17 protein-coding genes are annotated in these 16,984 nt (G+C 69.3%); 16 read left to right on the top strand and 1 reads right to left on the bottom strand.

The features are described from left to right. Positions 1-17 precede the first annotated feature (17 nt). A complete protein-coding gene (locus AC1DMN_RS08950) occupies positions 18-353 on the bottom strand; it encodes a DUF1844 domain-containing protein (RefSeq protein WP_440734732.1) in 336 nt (111 codons plus the stop codon). A 333-nt stretch (positions 354-686) separates the two neighbouring features. On the opposite strand from AC1DMN_RS08950, the gene infC reads away from it, so the two are divergent. From infC to AC1DMN_RS08870, 16 genes are all read left to right on the top strand, one after another. Beyond that, positions 687-1,334, top strand: coding sequence for a translation initiation factor IF-3 (gene infC / locus AC1DMN_RS08945; RefSeq protein WP_440734731.1), 648 nt, complete (start codon positions 687-689; stop codon positions 1,332-1,334). Between the two features lie 91 nt (positions 1,335-1,425). Further along, entirely contained in the window at positions 1,426-1,620 is a 195-nt protein-coding gene (gene rpmI, locus AC1DMN_RS08940) for a 50S ribosomal protein L35 (RefSeq protein ID WP_440734468.1), read from the top strand. Between the two features lie 33 nt (positions 1,621-1,653). Then, entirely contained in the window at positions 1,654-2,040 is a 387-nt protein-coding gene (gene rplT / locus AC1DMN_RS08935) for a 50S ribosomal protein L20 (protein ID WP_045272308.1), read from the top strand. 87 nt (positions 2,041-2,127) lie between these two features. Next, positions 2,128-2,928 carry a TrmH family RNA methyltransferase gene (locus AC1DMN_RS08930; protein ID WP_477384120.1) on the top strand — a complete coding sequence of 267 codons (801 nt, stop codon included), beginning with the start codon at positions 2,128-2,130 and terminating at the stop codon, positions 2,926-2,928. A gap of 2 nt (positions 2,929-2,930) precedes the next feature. After that, positions 2,931-3,599: a response regulator transcription factor gene (locus tag AC1DMN_RS08925; protein WP_440734466.1), complete on the top strand. Its 669-nt coding sequence runs from the start codon at positions 2,931-2,933 to the stop codon at positions 3,597-3,599. A gap of 3 nt (positions 3,600-3,602) precedes the next feature. Next, positions 3,603-4,982 (top strand): sensor histidine kinase, encoded by a 1,380-nt coding sequence (locus tag AC1DMN_RS08920; protein ID WP_477229358.1) that lies wholly within the window; start codon positions 3,603-3,605, stop codon positions 4,980-4,982. After that, positions 4,979-6,007 (top strand): TAXI family TRAP transporter solute-binding subunit, encoded by a 1,029-nt coding sequence (locus tag AC1DMN_RS08915; protein ID WP_477229357.1) that lies wholly within the window; start codon positions 4,979-4,981, stop codon positions 6,005-6,007. The genes AC1DMN_RS08920 and AC1DMN_RS08915 overlap by 4 nt, the downstream gene beginning before the upstream one ends. A 174-nt stretch (positions 6,008-6,181) precedes the next feature. Continuing rightward, entirely contained in the window at positions 6,182-6,946 is a 765-nt protein-coding gene (locus AC1DMN_RS08910) for an amino acid ABC transporter ATP-binding protein (RefSeq protein WP_440734463.1), read from the top strand. 42 nt (positions 6,947-6,988) lie between these two features. Then, positions 6,989-7,897 carry a glutamate ABC transporter substrate-binding protein gene (locus AC1DMN_RS08905; RefSeq protein WP_440734462.1) on the top strand — a complete coding sequence of 303 codons (909 nt, stop codon included), beginning with the start codon at positions 6,989-6,991 and terminating at the stop codon, positions 7,895-7,897. 90 nt (positions 7,898-7,987) lie between these two features. Further along, the gene (locus tag AC1DMN_RS08900; RefSeq protein WP_440734461.1) at positions 7,988-8,644 is read left to right on the top strand and encodes an amino acid ABC transporter permease; all 657 of its coding nucleotides are present in this window, start codon (positions 7,988-7,990) and stop codon (positions 8,642-8,644) included. After that, the gene (locus tag AC1DMN_RS08895) at positions 8,641-9,567 is read left to right on the top strand and encodes an amino acid ABC transporter permease (RefSeq protein ID WP_441976170.1); all 927 of its coding nucleotides are present in this window, start codon (positions 8,641-8,643) and stop codon (positions 9,565-9,567) included. The genes AC1DMN_RS08900 and AC1DMN_RS08895 overlap by 4 nt, the downstream gene beginning before the upstream one ends. A gap of 77 nt (positions 9,568-9,644) precedes the next feature. Then, a complete protein-coding gene (locus AC1DMN_RS08890; protein ID WP_477229356.1) occupies positions 9,645-10,283 on the top strand; it encodes a hypothetical protein in 639 nt (212 codons plus the stop codon). Between the two features lie 52 nt (positions 10,284-10,335). Next, complete coding sequence (pheS, locus tag AC1DMN_RS08885) at positions 10,336-11,406, top strand: phenylalanine--tRNA ligase subunit alpha (RefSeq protein WP_440734458.1); 1,071 nt, start codon at positions 10,336-10,338, stop codon at positions 11,404-11,406. Then, positions 11,406-13,928 carry a phenylalanine--tRNA ligase subunit beta gene (pheT, locus tag AC1DMN_RS08880; protein WP_477384118.1) on the top strand — a complete coding sequence of 841 codons (2,523 nt, stop codon included), beginning with the start codon at positions 11,406-11,408 and terminating at the stop codon, positions 13,926-13,928. The genes pheS and pheT overlap by 1 nt, the downstream gene beginning before the upstream one ends. 30 nt (positions 13,929-13,958) lie before the next feature. Beyond that, a complete protein-coding gene (locus AC1DMN_RS08875) occupies positions 13,959-15,818 on the top strand; it encodes a substrate-binding and vWA domain-containing protein (protein ID WP_477229354.1) in 1,860 nt (619 codons plus the stop codon). Between the two features lie 10 nt (positions 15,819-15,828). After that, positions 15,829-16,893 (top strand): hypothetical protein, encoded by a 1,065-nt coding sequence (locus tag AC1DMN_RS08870; protein ID WP_477229353.1) that lies wholly within the window; start codon positions 15,829-15,831, stop codon positions 16,891-16,893. Positions 16,894-16,984 lie beyond the last annotated feature (91 nt).

Here is a 16,984-nt window from a genome sequence, read left to right as displayed (position 1 = left end):
GGTGCGGGCGAGCCCGGTCAGTTGACCGGGCCGGTCCACTTCTCGCCGGGCCCCTGCCCGATCGGATCCGGGATGACGGACGCCTCTCGGAACGCGAGCTGCACGGAGCGCAGCCCGTCGCGCAGCGAGCGTGCGTGCATGTCGCTGATCTCGGGGGCGGCGGCCGTGATGAGGCCGGCCAGGGCGTTGATGAGCTTGCGGGCCTCGTCCAGATCCTTCTGCGTCTCGGGGTCATCGGCCAGGCCGACCTTGACCGCGGCGGCGCTGAGCAGATGCACGGCGGCGGTGGTGATCACCTCGACGGCGGCGACGTCGGCGATGTCCCGGGCGGCGCCCGTCGCGGTGTCATCCAGCGTGGAGGTGGAGGGGGAGACGTGCTCGTGGCCGTCGGGCGCGGGAGTGCTCACAGTGCCGGCTTTCCGAAGGTCTTGCCTTCTGATAGACTTCTGCGGGCTCCGGGGCTTATGTCCCGGCACGAAAGAGGATTCACTTCCCACCCGCGCTTGCCGCTCAAGGCTACCGGGTCCAGCACTCCGCCGATTCACATCGGTAGCCGCCGTGCAGCGACAGCTGTGCAGCGGGTCAGGGTGTCGCCGGCGTCTGACTGCCGGCGGGTGGGACGATTCTGATTTCGCCCGTGATCCGTCCGGATCACGGTGGCCGAAACCATCGTCTAAGGAGTCCGCATCAGCGATCCCCGCACCAATGAGCGCATCCGCGTCCCCGAGGTCCGCCTCGTCGGCCCCGCGGGTGAGCAGATCGGCGTCGTCCGCATCGAGGCCGCACTGCGTCTTGCGCAGGAAGCCGACCTCGATCTCGTCGAGGTGGCCCCGAACTCGAAGCCTCCCGTGGTCAAGATCATGGACTACGGCAAGTTCAAGTACGAGGCCGCGCAGAAGGCGAAGGAAGCTCGCCGCAACCAGGCGAACACCATCCTGAAGGAGGTGCGCTTCCGTCTGAAGATCGAGGCGCACGACTACACGACCAAGCTCAAGCGTGCCGAGGGCTTCCTGAAGGCCGGCGACAAGGTGAAGGCGATGATCCTGTTCCGCGGTCGGGAGCAGTCCCGTCCCGAGCAGGGCGTGCGGCTCCTCCGCAAGTTCGCCGAGGACGTGGCCGAGTTCGGCACGGTGGAGTCCAACCCCACCATCGACGGACGCAACATGGTCATGGTCGTCGCCCCGCTGAAGAACAAGTCCGAGGCGAAGGCCGAGCAGAACGCGGTGCGCGACGCGCAGCGCGCGGCCAACAAGCAGGCGGCCCGCGACGCCAAGGCGCCGGGCGCGCCGGCAGAGCCCGCAGAATCGGCTGCTCCCGCCTCGACCACGGAGTGATCCGGTCGGAGCGATAAGCCCCACACAGACCTCCCGCAATGCGCGGGCAGAACCCTGTCGCCCAGCTGGGCGCCATACGAAGGAAGAGAAGATGCCGAAGCAGAAGACCCACTCGGGTGCCAAGAAGCGCTTCAAGATCACCGGCAGCGGCAAGCTGAAGAAGCAGCAGGCCGGGATGCGYCACAACCTCGAGCACAAGTCGAGCCGCCGCACCCGCCGCCTCAACCAGGACCAGGTGATGTCGAAGGCTGACACCAAGGTCGCCAAGAAGCTCCTCGGCCGCTGACGCGCCCGATCTCACGAACAGGAACACACGAAAATGGCTAGAGTCAAGCGCGCCGTCAACGCTCACAAGAAGCGTCGCGTCATCCTCGAGCGCGCCTCGGGTTACCGTGGCCAGCGCTCGCGCCTGTACCGCAAGGCGAAGGAGCAGGTCACCCACTCCCTCGTCTACGCGTACCGCGACCGTCGCAAGCGCAAGGGCGACTTCCGTCGTCTGTGGATCCAGCGCATCAACGCCGCTGCCCGCCAGAACGGCATCACGTACAACCGCTTCATCCAGGGCCTCGGTCTCGCCGGCGTCCAGGTCGACCGCCGCATGCTCGCCGAGCTCGCCGTCAACGAGCCGGCGACGTTCGCCGCGCTGGTCGAGACGGCCCGCAAGGCTCTGCCGGCGGACGTCAACGCGCCCAAGTCGGCTGCGTAAGCACGAAGTCGGCTGCGTAAGCATCTGAATCACGAAGGGGCGTCGTCCATGAGGGCGGCGCCCCTTCGGTGTCCCTAGACTGTGATCGTGCTGGAGAACCCCCGATCCCCGCGCGTGCGCGCCGTCGCCAAGCTCACCAAGCGCAGCGCCCGCACCGAGACAGGCCTGTTCCTGCTGGAGGGCCCGCAGGCGGTCCGCGAAGCGCTGTCCTATCGGCCCGAGGCCATCGTCGAGCTCTTCGCGACGCCGACCGCATGGGACAAGCACGGCGACCTGCGTCAGGCGGCGGCCGACGCGGACGTGCGCTTCGAGTACGTGACCGAGTTCGTGCTCGCGGCGATGGCCGACACCGTCACGCCGCAGGGCGTGGTCGCGGTGGCCCGGCRGACGCCCACGTCCGTGCGGGACATCTTCGCCGCCGCTCCGCGCCTCGTCGCGATCTGCGAGGAGGTGCGCGACCCCGGCAACCTCGGCACCATCATCCGCGCCGCCGACGCGACGGGCGCCGACGCGGTCGTGCTCACCGGACGCACGGTCGACCTGTACAACCCGAAGGTCGTGCGCTCGACCACCGGATCCCTCTTCCATCTGCCGGTCTCGGTCGGCGGCGATCTCGCCGATGTCATCGAGCGCGCGCACGCTGCCGGCCTGCAGGTCGTCGCCGCGGACGTGAAGGGCGATGACCTGCTCGCGGCCCGTGCCGAAGGCGTGCTCGCCCGGCCCACGGCGTGGTTGTTCGGCAACGAGGCGCACGGGCTGGAGGAGCCGGCGCTGGAGCTGGCCGATCGGGCGCTCCGGCTGCCGATCTTCGGCCGGGCCGAGTCGCTGAACCTCGCCACCGCCGCCAGTGTCTGCCTCTACGAGAGCGCGTTCGCCCAGCGCGCCTGAGTATGAAGATCCTCATCGTCGAAGACGACGAACGCGTGGCCGACGCCCTCGCCGGGTTCCTCGGCCGTGCCGGCTATGCGGTGGAGCGTGCGGGCGACGGACGGGGCGCTCTCGACATGCTCGGCACCGACACGGAGGCCGTGATCCTCGATCTCGGCCTTCCGGACATCGACGGCATCGACCTCTGCCGCCGCATCCGCGCGGTCAGCGGGGTCCCGATCCTCATCGCCACCGCGCGCAGTCAGGTGCACGAGCGCATACGGGGACTGCGCGCCGGGGCCGACGACTTCCTGGTCAAGCCCTATGACGTGCAGGAGCTGCTCGCCCGCATCGAGGCGGTCACCCGCCGCAGCCATGCGATCGCCGGCGAGGTCGGGCCGGTCGGCATCGACATCGACGGTGTGCGGATCGACCTCGTCGCGCGCCGGGTGCTCGTGGACGGCGAGCCGGTGGAGCTGACCCGCAAGGAGTTCGACATCGTCGCGGTGCTGGCCAGGTATCCGGGAGTCGCCGTGCCGCGCGAGCGACTCATCCGCGAGGTGTGGAACACCGATTGGCAGAGCTTCGCCCGCTCGCTCGAGGTGCACGTCGCCTCGATCCGGCGCAAGCTGGGGCGGCCGGCGCTCATCGAGACGGTTCGCGGCGTGGGCTACCGGCTGACGGGACTGTGACCCGTGCGGAAGCGGTTGTTCATCGTGTTCCTGGTGCCGCTCGCGGCGGTGCTGCTGCTGCTCGGCGGCGCATACGGCTGGGCGGCCTCCCGCAGCGTGCAGCAGGGCTTCTACACGCAGCAGGTCGGTGACATCGGCACGTTCGTGACGAGCGCGCGGCAGGCGCTGCTGTCCGGAAGCTCCGAAGTGCTGGACGGCGAACTGCAGCGGTACCACGATCTGTACGGCACGCGCGTGATCGTGGTCGACCGGTCCGGGCGACCCTGGTCACCGCAGCAGGGCGAGTCCCCGGTGCTCGACGACGCCACCGTGAACAAGGTGCAGCTCGCTCTCTCCGGGCGGCGCAGCGACCTGCCGGAGCCCGTCCTGCTGCCGTGGCAGTTCGCCGAGCAGTCGCTGGTGGAGCCGATCTTCGATCAGGGTGACGTCATCGGCGCCGTGGTCATGTCCGCGAGCGTGGAGGCGCCGCGTGCCGAGATCGTGCGGCAGTGGATCCTGCTCGGCGTCGTCAGCGTGGTCGCGATCGGGGTCGGCCTGCTCGTGGTGCTGGGCCTCGCGCGCTGGGTGCTCAAGCCGGTGCACCGCGTGGACGAGGCGATGGAGGCCATCGAGCGCGGTGACATGGAGGCGCGCATCGCCGACGACACCGGACCCCCGGAGCTGCACCGCATGATCCTGCTCTTCAACCGGATGGCGGAGGAGATCGAGCGCGTGGTGTCGCGTCAGCAGGAGTTCGCCCTCAACGCSTCGCACGAACTGCGCAATCCGCTGAGCGCTCTGCTGCTGCGGGTGGAATCGCTCGCGACGGGCCTGGACCGCAGTTGGGACGACGAGGTCGAGGCGACGCGCGAAGAGGGCCGGCGGATGTCGAGGATCCTGGAGACCCTTCTGTCGTTCGCGCGCGGATCCGATCCCGCGCCGCTGCGCGATCCGGTCGATCTCGCCGATCTCGCCGAGCGCCGCGTGGTGGCCTGGCAGGACGCGGCGGCCGCGAAAGGCGTCGCACTGGCTCTGCACGTCCATGCACCGGTGCGCTCCACCACGGATGAGACCATCGCCGAGAGCGCGCTGGACGCCGTGATCGACAACGCCGTGAAGTTCTCGCCGGCGGGCACGGTGGTCGACATCACGGTGGCGCGCGCGGAGACCGCTTGCGAGCTGTCGGTGCGCGATCACGGTCCGGGCCTTGCGGAGGACGAGCTCGCGCATGCGACCGACCGGCACTGGCGCAGTGACCGGACGCGCGCGATCCCCGGCACGGGCCTGGGCCTCGCGATCGCCACGGATCTGCTGGCCACGGTCGATGCAGGGGTGCGTCTGGAGGCGCCGGAGGACGGTGGGCTCCGGGTAGTCCTGGTGCTCCCCGCCGCGGAGGCGCGATGACCGTGCAGAGCAGCCAGGGGCGGCCCCGGCGCACCGCGCCGAGCGGTGGCGCGACGCGGTCGGGGTGGAGGACGGCGCGGATGCTGGTCGCGCTGCTGCTCTGCGTGCTGAGCGTGTCGAGCCTCGCCTCGTGCGCACCGGAGGACCGCAGCTGGGCGGACAAGCCGCAGACGATCGCCGGCGGGGGAGCGACCGGGGTCTACTACGCCTACGGCCAGCAGTACGCCGCGGCTCTCGCCACCCGCCTCGGCGTCCGGTTCACCGCGCAGCAGACCAATGGATCCGTCGACAACCTGGAGCGGATCGGATCCGGCCGGGCGGTGCTCGGCTTCGCGCAGGGCGATGCGGTCGCGGACGCCGTGGCGGGCACGGGCGCGTTCGAAGAGGCGATCCCGATCGTCGCCGTCGCTCGGCTGTACGACGAGTACGTGCACATCGTGGTCAGGGACGGATCCGATGTGCACGACCTGCGCGACCTCGCAGGGCGCAGGGTCTCGCTGGGCGCGCGCGGCTCCGGGGTGGAACTCGTCGCCCGACGCGTGCTCGCGGCCGCCGACGTGGACGCCGCCGCGATCAGCAATCCGGAGCTGGGCCTCGAGGGGTCGATCGCGGCTCTGCGCAAGGGGGAGATCGACGCGTTCTTCTGGGTGGGCGGGTTGCCGACACCGGGCATCGCGACGCTCGCGGCCGGCACTCCGATCCGGTTGCTGTCGATTCCGCCGGCTGTCGTCGAGGCCGTCAACGCGGCGCATGCCGGTGCCTACCGGCAGGCCGACTTCCCGATCGGCGGCTATGGCATCGACAGCTCGACGGTGACGATGACGGTGCCGAACTACCTGATCGCCCGCGCCGATGCGCCGGAGGCGCTCATCCACGACGCGACGGCGGTGCTTTTCGACGAGCGCGCGACGATCGCCCGGGTTGCACCCGCGGCGGCGCTGCTCGATCGCAGGCAGGCGATCTTCACCGACCCGATCCCGTTGCACACCGGTGCCGCACGGTACTACCGGGAGACGCACGACTGAGGGTGCGGCGCATCCTGTGGAACACCGCTGTCGCGTGCGGGAAACCGCCCGGAAACGGGAGCGACGAAACCCTCAAGGAATCCTCAAGCGCAGTGCTCCGGGAGCGGGCGAACCAATAGCGTCATCGTCACCCCGCGGTTCCATCCGCCTCGCTCGTCCTCACGGAGTTCCGACATGCCCGAATCCCGCCCTGCCTCCGTCGGCGCACCCCTGGTCGTGGTCGACCACGTGCAGAAGCACTATGGCGACTTCCAGGCGCTGACCGACATCGACCTCACCGTGCACAAGGGCGAGGTGGTCGTCATCATCGGACCGTCCGGATCCGGCAAGTCGACCCTCTGCCGCACCATCAACCGTCTGGAGACCATCACCAGCGGCTCGATCACGATCGACGGCAAGGAGCTTCCTGCCGAGGGCAAGGGCCTGGCCCAGCTGCGCGCCGACGTCGGCATGGTGTTCCAGTCGTTCAACCTGTTCGCGCATCTGACGATCCTCGAGAACGTCACGCTGGGGCCGATCAAGGTGCGCGGCCTCAAGAAAGCGGATGCGGAGAAGGAGGCCATGCAGCTGCTCGAGCGCGTAGGCGTGGCCCAGCAGGCCTCCAAGCTCCCCGCACAGCTCTCCGGCGGGCAGCAGCAGCGCGTCGCGATCGCCCGGGCACTGGCGATGCACCCCAAGGTGATGCTCTTCGACGAGCCGACCAGCGCGCTGGATCCGGAGATGATCACCGAGGTCCTCGACGTCATGATCGAGCTGGCCGCGAGCGGGATGACGATGATCGTCGTCACGCACGAGATGGGCTTCGCCCGCAAGGCGGCGAACCGCGTCGTGTTCATGGCCGACGGCCGGATCCTCGAGGAGGCCGGTCCCGAGGAGTTCTTCACCAACCCGCAGTCGGACCGTGCCAAGGACTTCCTGTCCAAGCTGCTCACCCACTGACCTGATCCCGCACCACAGCACCCTGCACTGAAGGAGAAGCACATGCGAAAGTCACGGATCCTCACCGGCATCGGCATCGCCGCCGTCGCCCTGATCGCCCTCACCGGCTGCAACAGCGGCAGCCCGACCAGCCCCGGATCCACGGGGGAGGGCGTGAGCCCGACCAGCGACAAGCCGCTGTTCGAGGTCGCCAAGGACGTCAAGCTCGAAGGCAGCCCGACGTTCGACCGCATCACCAAGAACGGCAAGATCACCATCGGCGTCAAGGAGGACCAGCCTGGCCTCGGCTTCAAGGACGCGACCACGGGTGAGCGGAGCGGCTTCGACATCGACATCGCGCGCTGGATCGCGGCGTCGCTCGGCTACAGCGAGGACAAGATCGAGTTCAAGCCGATCCCGTCGGCCAACCGCGAGCAGTCCATCGTGAACGGCGACATCGACTATTACGTCGGCACCTACTCGATCACCGACAAGCGCAAGGCCGTGATCGACTTCGCCGGCCCGTACTTCGTCACCGGCCAGGGCCTGCTGGTGCGCAAGAGCGAGGACACGATCAAGAGCGAGAAGGATCTCGCCGGCAAGACGGTCTGCTCCGCGACCGGATCCACGCCCCTGCAGAACATCCAGGCGAACTTCCCCGACACCAAGACGGTCGGTCTCGACCTGTACTCCGCGTGTGTGGACCAGCTGATCAGCAAGCAGGTCGATGCCGTGACGACGGACCAGGCCATCCTGATCGGCTACGCCTCGCAGGATCCAGAAGAGCTCAAAGTCGTCGGCGAGCCCTTCACGACGGAGAAGTACGGCGTGGGCCTGGCCAAGGGCGACGCGGCACTGCAGACGTTCATCAACACGATGTTCACCGAAGGCGGCGACACCTGGAAGGCGATCTTCGAGAAGAACCTCGGCGCCAGCGGCATGAAGGTCACCCAGCCCGCGGTCGAGAAGTGATCCGGGGCGGCCGGCGGGGCTGACCCCGCCGGCCGCTTCTTCCCCGACGTCCTCGGACGTCCCCGAACCCGAACCGGAAGGAGAGAGCGCGTGGACGCACTCCTGGGCAATCTCGACCTGTGGGGGCAGGCGACCCTGAACACGGTCCTGCTCTTCCTCGGCGGCGGCGCGCTGGCGCTCGTGCTGGGCACCATCGTCGGCGCCATGCGGGTCTCGCCGGTGCCGATCGCCCGCGGCGTGGGCACGGTGTACGTGAACCTGGTGCGCAACACCCCGCTCACCCTGGTGTTCTTCTTCTTCGTCTTCGGATATCCGAAGCTCGATCTTCCGGAGATCCCGTTCATGCCGCTGGGCATCATCGCCCTTGGCATCTACACCGCGACCTATGTCGCGGAAGTCCTCCGTGCCGGCATCAACACCGTGCCCGTGGGGCAGGCCGAGGCCGCCCGCGCGATCGGCCTCACCTTCGGGCAGGTGATGACGCTTGTCGTCATGCCGCAGGCGTTCCGATCGGTGGTGCCGCCCATGATGAGCGTGTTCATCGCGCTGCTGAAGAACACGACGGTGGCGGCCGGCTTCTCCATCGCCGAGCTCGCCGCGCTGCGCGCCACCGTCGCCGATTCCGCGAACCGGCCGGGCACTGTCATGGAGATCCTGTTGTGGGTCGCCGTGGTGTTCATCGTCCTGGTGTTCCTGCTGAGCCTCGTGCAGCGGCACTTCGAGAAGAAGTGGAGGATCGTCCGATGAGCGGCGCATCCGTTCTCTACGATGTCCCCGGTCCCAAGGCCGTCCGGCGCAACCTCCTCCTCGGCATCGTGACCGTCCTGGTCGTGGTCGCCGCGGTCGGTTTCGTCGTCTATAGATTCGCGGTGACCGGCCAGTTCGACGCCGCGCGGTGGAACCTCTTCACCTACTCGCTCGTCTGGCAGGGGATGGCCCAGGCGCTGTGGGCGACCGTGAGCGCCTTCCTCGCCGCCGCGGTCGGCAGCATCCTGCTCGGCTTCGTGCTGGCGATCGGGCGGCTCTCCGACCACGCCTGGGTGCGGGTGCCGGTCACCGTCGTGATCGAATTGCTGCGCGCCGTGCCGGTGCTGGTCATGATGATGATCTTCTTCTACGGCGTGAACTCGATCCCCGGATCCACCTTCCGGATGTCGGCGTACGCGGCCGTCGTGATCGGCCTCGTGCTCTACAACGGTTCCGTGCTCGCCGAGGCGCTGCGCGCCGGTGTCGAGGCGCTGCCGAAGGGGCAGAAGGAGGCCGGTTACGCGATCGGCCTGCGCAAGTCCGGCGTCATGGTTTTCATCCTGCTGCCGCAGGCGATCCGGGCGATGCTGCCGGTCATCGTGGCTCAGCTCGTGGTGACGCTCAAGGACACGGCGCTCGGCTTCATCATCACCTACCCCGAACTCATCTACTACGCCAAGTACCTCAGCGGGCAGCCCGGCCGCCCGCTGCTGCAGGCGGGTCTCATCGTCGCGGTCATCTACATCTCCATGTGCCTGATCCTCTCCGGTATCGCGAAGTGGCTCGAGGTGCGCACCCGGCGTTCGCCGAAGGTGCTCCACCACGTCGGCAACTCCGCCGCGGACGACGAGTCGACCCTGACCGAGGTCATTGCGCTGCAGGGCCGGGCCGGCAACCTCGACGCCGGCGGCGGGCCGCGCTGACTCCGGCGCGCTCAGCGGGGGGCTCGAGCGCGCCGGTCCCCACCACGCCGACCGAGGCGCCCTGTAGCCTCGCGGTCATGGTGCACGTCGAACCGGTCTCCGCGTACCCGCCCGCATCGAGCCGCACGCTCGCTCAGTGGCTCGATCCGGAGCTGGGGAAGCAGTACGCACCGGAGTTCTCCACCCGGCTGCGGGAGATCGCGGATGCGCGGGCTGCGGCGGCCGGCATGTGGGCGGCGCTTCTGAGCGTGGGCATCTCGGCCGTTCTGTTCGCAGGGGTGATGGTCGCCGTCACCGGCCGAACGCTGTCGACCATGCCATGGATGATCGTCGGCCTTGTCCTCGCGGCGGCCGGCGGATGGTTCCTGCAGCGCGTGCGGCGTTGGGTGCCGAGGCCGGGGACCTCCCTGTCCGTCCGCGGCCCGGGGAGTCTGCGGAGCGGGCTGTGGGCGGCCGGAGGGATCCTGTGCGTCTTCACGGTGTTCCTCGCGATCGGCGCCCTGACGAGCGGCCGGGTGCTGGTGCCGGTGCTCGTCGAACTCGGCATGGTGCTCCTGCTCGTCTCGGTCTTCGTCGTGCCGCCCTCGATCGTCGGCCGCAGCAGGCAGATCCTGCGACGGCAGACGCAGAGGAATCCTCGCCTCGCAACGACCCTGGAGCGCGAGCGTCTGTCGTGGGCGCCGACAGAGCGCACGGAGATGTTCGGGCCGCTCTGAGCGATCGGTGGCGGGCGGGGCGGATGCCGCCGCGCCGGTAGACTCGGTTCTCGTGTCCGACAACGCACAGACTTCCCCTCGCGCTTCCGAAGCAGCACAGATCACCCCCGAGGCGGTGGAGACCGCCGTCGAGGCCGCGCTCGCCGCGATCGGGTCCGCGGCCGACACCGCCGAGCTGAAGGCCGCACGCGCTGCGCACGTCGCCGAGGGGTCGCCGCTCGCGATCCTCAACGCGTCCATGCGCCAGGTCGCTCCCGAGCACAAGGCCGCCTTCGGAAAACTCATCGGCCAGGGCCGCGGGCGCGTCACGCAGGCGCTCGCCGCCAAGGAGGCGGAGCTGGCCGAGGCCGAGACCGCCGCGCGGCTCGAGGCCGAGCGCGTCGACATCACCGCGGTCGCCTCGCGTACCCGGGTCGGCGCCCGGCACCCGCTCACGCTGCTGCAGGAGCAGATCAGCGACGTGTTCGTCGGCATGGGCTGGGAGATCGCCGAAGGCCCCGAGCTCGAGCACGAGTGGTTCAACTTCGACGCGCTGAACTTCGACGTCGACCACCCCGCACGTCAGGAGCAGGACACGTTCTACGTGGATCCGCCGTCGCGTCACCTCGTGATGCGCACGCACACCAGCCCCGTGCAGGTGCGCTCGATGCTCGACCGCGAAGTGCCCATCTACGTGCTGTGCCCCGGGCGCGTCTACCGCACCGACGAGTTCGACGCCACCCACCTGCCGGTGTTCACCCAGTTCGAGGGCCTCGTCGTCGACAAGGGCATCTCGATGGCGCACCTCAAGGGCACGCTCGACCACGTCGCGCGTCAGCTCTTCGGCCCGGAGGCGAAGACCCGCTTCCGCACGAACTTCTTCCCCTTCACGGAGCCCTCCGCCGAACTCGACCTGTGGCACCCGACCTTCAAGGGCGGCGCGCGGTGGATCGAGTGGGGCGGCTGCGGCATGGTCAACCCCAACGTGCTGCGCGCGGCGGGGATCGACCCCGATGTGTACAGCGGCTTCGCGTTCGGCATGGGCGTCGAGCGCGCCTTGATGTTCCGCAGCGATGTGCAGGACATGCGTGACATGGCCGAGGGCGATGTCCGTTTCAGCGAGCAGTTCGGGATGGTGGTGTGATGCGCGTCCCGCTTTCGTGGCTGCGTGAGTACGTGGATGTGGCCGAGACGGTCACGCCGGACGACGTCTTCGCGGCGCTCGTCTCCGTGGGCTTCGAGGAGGAGGAGCTGCACGGCTTCGACATCTCCGGCCCGGTCGTCGTCGGGCAGGTGCTCTCCTTCGAGGAGGAGCCGCAGTCCAACGGCAAGACCATCCGCTGGTGCCAGGTCGACGTGGGCGAGGCGAACGGCGGCGTCCGCGGCATCGTCTGCGGCGCGAGCAACTTCGCAGTGGGGGACAAGGTCGTCGTGACCCTGCCCGGCGCCGTGCTGCCCGGGCCTTTCCCGATCGCCGCGCGCAAGACCTACGGGCATGTCTCCGACGGCATGATCGCCTCGGCCCGCGAGCTCGGTCTCGGCGATGAGCACAACGGGATCCTGATCCTCTCCGAACTCGGCATCGACGCCCCTGTCGGCACCGACGCGATCGCCCTCCTCGGACTCGACGACGTCGCCGTCGACGTGAACGTCACGCCCGACCGCGGCTACGCGTTMTCGCTCCGCGGCATCGCCCGCGAGTACGCGCACGCGACCGGAGCCGCCTTCCGCGACCCCGCCGACCGCGACTTCGCCGAGCTGCAGCCCGGCAGCGGCCGCACCGCGGTCGTCGAGGACACGGCTCCCATTCGCGGCGCCACCGGCGCGACCGAGTTCGTCACCCGCGTGGTGCGCGGCGTGGATCCGTCCCGTCCCACTCCGCCGTGGATGATCGCGCGCCTCACCCTCGCGGGTATGCGCTCGCTCGGCGTGCTCATCGACATCACCAACTACGTGATGCTCGAGCTCGGCAACCCCGTGCACGGCTACGACCTGGACAAGCTCGACGGGAACATCGTGGTCCGCCGTGCTGCGCAGGGCGAGACCATGGTCACGCTCGACGGCCAGAAGCGGATCCTGCACGCCGAGGACCTCCTGATCACCGACGGCTCGGGTCCGATCGGCCTCGCCGGCGTCATGGGCGGCGGCACGACCGAGATGAGCGGCACCACGCGCAACGTGCTCATCGAGGCGGCGACGTTCGACCCCATCACGATCGCGCGCTCCGCCCGCCGGCACAAGCTGCCCAGCGAGGCGTCCAAGCGCTTCGAGCGCGGAGTGGATCCGCTCATTCCGTTCGCTGCCGCGCGTCGCGTCGCCGATCTCATGGTCGAACTCGCCGGCGGCACCCTGACGGAGGAGGGCGGCGCGCTCTTCGCCGAGGTCTACATCGAGGGCATCGACCTTCCGGCCGGCTTCGTGCAGGGCCTGATCGGGGTGGACTACACCGACGACGAGGTCACGGGCGCGCTCGAGACGATCGGCGCCGAGGTCACGGCGGACGACCCTTCGACAGGCTCAGGGACCGGGTGGGTAGTGATCCCGCCGAGCTGGCGCCCCGACCTCACCGACAAATGGTCGCTGGCCGAAGAGGTCGCGCGCATCCACGGACTGGACCGGATCCCGTCCGTGCTGCCGACCCCGCCGTCCGGTCGCGGACTGACCGACTTGCAGCAGGGCCGGCGCCGCGTCGCGAACGCCCTGGCCGCCGCAGGACTCGTGGAGACCCCGGCGTTCCCGTTCACCACTCAGGAGCAGAACGACCTGCACGGCTCCGCCTCCGGGGAGAGCCTTCCCGGTGTGCGCCTCGCGAACCCGCTCGACGGGCAGACGCCGTTCCTGCGGCGCTCCCTGCTCCCCGGGCTGCTGCAGATCGCGCATCGCAACATCGCGCGCGGCCTCGTGGATCTGGCGATCTTCGAGACCGGCGTCGTGTTCCTGCCGGAGCCGGGCGTCGTCTACGGCACCGACGAGGTGCCGCCGCTGGGTGTCCGGCCCTCGGACGAGAAGCTCGCCGAGCTGGACGCCTCGATCCCGCCGCAGGCCCGCCTCGTCGCCGCCCTGTTCACCGGGCACGTCACCCCGCGCCAGCCGGGGCGTGCGGCCGAGGAGTACGGCCTCAGCGAGGCGCTCGACGCCGTGCGCGTGATCGCGGATGCCGCGGGCGTCGAGATCGACGTCGTGCAGGGCAGCCGTGCGTCCCTTCACCCGGGACGCGCCGGTGTGCTGCAGGTGCGCGGCACCGAGGTCGGCTACGTCGGCGAGCTGCACCCCCAGGTGTCGGCCGACGCAGACCTGCCCGGACGCGCGGTGGTGCTCGAGCTCGACCTCGACGGCGTGCTGGCGCTGGCGGGGGAGCGCGTGGTCGCGGCATCGCTGTCGACCTACCCCGCCGCGACGCAGGACGTGTCGCTCGTGCTCGACGCCGGGATCCCCGCCGCCGATGTGAGCGCCGCCCTGTCCGAGGGCGCAGGCGCGCTGCTCGAGTCGGTCCGCCTCGTCGACGACTACCGTGGCGAGGGCGTTCCGGACGGATCCAAGAGCCTGACCTTCGCGCTGCGCTTCCGAGCCGACGATCGCACGCTGACCGCCGCAGAGGCGACGGAGGCGAAGCTCGCCGGCGTCGCCGTCGCGACCGAGCGGTTCGGAGCTCAGATCCGCGACTGACGCGGACACGCGCTCGGTTAGTGTGGGCGCATGGACACAGCACGAGGGGGACGTTCCGGCGGGACCGCCCGCAGGAGACGGGCGGTGGCCGTCGTGGCGACGGTGGGCGCAGCGATCGTGGCGCTGATCGTGAGCGCGTGCACGCCGACCGCGGACCACGGCGGCAGCGGAAGCACCAGCGGATCCTCCTTCGAGAACGACGGGTGCACGCACGTCGCGGTCGCGACGTCGTCGGAGAAGGTCAACATGCTGGACGCACTGGCCGCTGCGTTCAAGGACTCCGCCGAGAGCAAGGGCCTGAAGACGTGCGCGACGGTGCGCCCGGTCAACGTGTCATCGGGCAACGCTGCGGCATATCTCACCCAGGGCGGAGACTGGCCGACCAAGGATCGCGACCTGTGGCCGACGCTCTGGTCACCGGCGTCGACGGTGTGGACCGATCGCGTCGCTGCGGCGTCCTCGGCCTCTCTCGTGGGAGAGCCGGCGTCGTTCGCGCGCACGCCGATCGTGTTCGGCATGCCGGAGACGATGGCCAAGGCGCTGGGCTGGCCGGACAAGAAGCTGGGCATCGCCGATCTCGCGAACCTGTGCAAGAACCCGGATGGCTGGGGCAGCGTCGGCAAGCCGATCTGGGGATCCTTCAAGATCTCCAAGACCAACCCGAACACGTCCACGACCGGTCTCTCCACGATCCTGATGCAGGCCTACGCCGCGAGCGGGAAGTCGAGCGACCTGACACCCGCGGACGTGGACGCCGCCGCCGACTTCTCCCGGGTGTTCGAGGAGTGCGTGATCCACTACGGCGACACCACCGGCAATGTGCTGTCCCGCCTGTACGACGAGACGCAGCACGGTGCGAAGGGCTCGGGTTACGTCTCGGCCGTGGCGCTGGAGGAGACCTCGCTGATCAACTACAACCTGGGAAACCCCGACTCGCACACCGTGCAGCCGGGGGAGAAGCTCACCCCGCCCAAGGACAAGCTCGTGGCGATCTACCCGTCCGGTGGATCGCTGTGGTCCGACGACCCGATCACCGTGCTCGGAGCGGACTGGGTCACCGACGCCCAGCGCGCGGCGGGGACGGCGTTCGCCGCGTTCCTGCAGACACCCGCGGCGCAGAAGCTGCTGCCGGCCTACGGCTTCCGCCCGCTGGACGAGAAGGCCGACCTCGGCGACCTGTTCACGAGGCAGAACGGCATCGATCCTGCCCAGCCCGCTATCTCGCTGCCCAAGCCGGACGTGAGCACGATCTCTGCGGCTCTGGACCAGTGGGCACAGGTGCGAAAGCCGTCCTCGGTGATGGAGCTCATCGACATCTCCGGATCCATGGACGACTCGATCGGCGATGGAAGAAGTCGTCTGGACGGCGCGATCGACGGCGCGCAGCAGAACCTGCAGCATTTCCGCGGCACGGACGAGGTGGGGGTGTGGGCGTTCACCACGGAGGTGCAGTCGTCGGCCGGTAAGAACGTGCTCGCCGTGCGCGACATCTCGCCGCTCGGCTCCGACCGGGAGTCGTTGAGCGGCTCCCTCAACGATCTGCATTACGCGCACCGCGCCGGCACGCCGTTGTACGACGCCGTGCTCACGGCGTACAAGGCGATGAGCGCGCGCGCCGAACCCGGCCGCATCAATGCGATCGTGCTGCTCTCCGATGGTCAGGACACCGACTCCGACACCTCGCTGGACTCTCTGGTGGCGCAGCTCGGCAAGGACGCGAAGGAGGGCGGTGACCAGTCCCTGGTGCGCGTGTTCGCGATCGCGTACGGCGCGGACGCGGACAAGACCGCCCTGAAGCGGATCGCCGAGGCGACCGGCGGGCAGATGTTCGACGCCTCGGATCCGCAGCGCATCGATCTCGTGTTCGCCTCGGTGATCAACAACTTCTAGTGAGGCGCGCATGACCGAGCACACGGGCGCCGGAGCGGCCGCGGATCCGTCCGGCGGCTGGTTGGACGACGCTGCGAGCCATCTGCAGCAGGGGGCCGTCTACGTCTCGCCGGATGTCGCGAATGCGAGCGGACTGCAGACGCAGCTGGCGAAACTGGTGCCGTCCGACGGCTCCATCGCGGTGGTCGTGCTGCCCGACCAGGCGCACTTGGACTCGGCGCCGTACACGACGTACCTGCTCAACAAGCTCTTCGACGGAACGCACTATGGATCCCTCGTGGTCGCGATGGGCACCGACCTGCAGGCCACGTCGCGCACGATCCCGAAGGATGAGGCGATGTCGATCGCGAACGAGGCGGAGGGCAGCGCGAACGGGAACACCGCGAACGCGCTCACCGCGGCGGTGCAGCGAATCGAGGCGTCGGTGCCGGAAAGCGAATCGACCCCGGGAGCCGCGGGCCCGGCGGTGGCATGGTTGCTGCCTGTGGGGATCGTCGCAGCCCTCGTCGCTGCGGGAATCGTGACGGCGATCACCGTGCTGCGTCGACGCCGCGGACGCCGAGCGGAACCCGCCGCGATCCCGTCGTCCGTCAATGACAGGCTCACCCGATTGAGCGCCCTGCAGCAGGACTATGCGCGACTGGGCGCCGGGGACGCGATCGCCGCGCGGACGGCGACCACGATCGGCTCCCTCGTCGGCACCGTGTCGCAGCTGTTCCCACGGCTGGATGCGAGAGCCGCGGATGATCAGCGCGGTCTCGCCGAGGTCGAGTACACCGACAAGCTCGGCCGCCTGGTTGCGGCGCTGGATCGCGACTACCTGCTGGACATCTTGCAGAATCCGCAGCTGTGGGAGGACCCGGACGAGCGGATCCAGGAGGTGCAGGAGGCCCTGGATGCCGTGTCCCAGCAGGCGCTGGACAACGTCAAGCAGGTGAATGCTCGCAAAGCCCTTCATTTCCAAGTCTCACTGGACTCACTGGTCGGCCGCGATGAGCTGCGCGATTGGGAGCGCGAATTCGAGCGCAACTCGAAGCCGACCGACTCGGGCGAGGACCAGACGGACCGCAAGTGACGGGCGCGCCGGCGGAGGGACCGGGAACCGGGCCGAATCCGTAACACCGCGGAAACACGTTCGACCTCGAGCCGATACCCCGGGAGGCTTA

The organism is Microbacterium sp. 01T413_2 (genome assembly GCF_056398985.1).
This window is presented reverse-complemented; position numbering and strand designations above follow the sequence as displayed.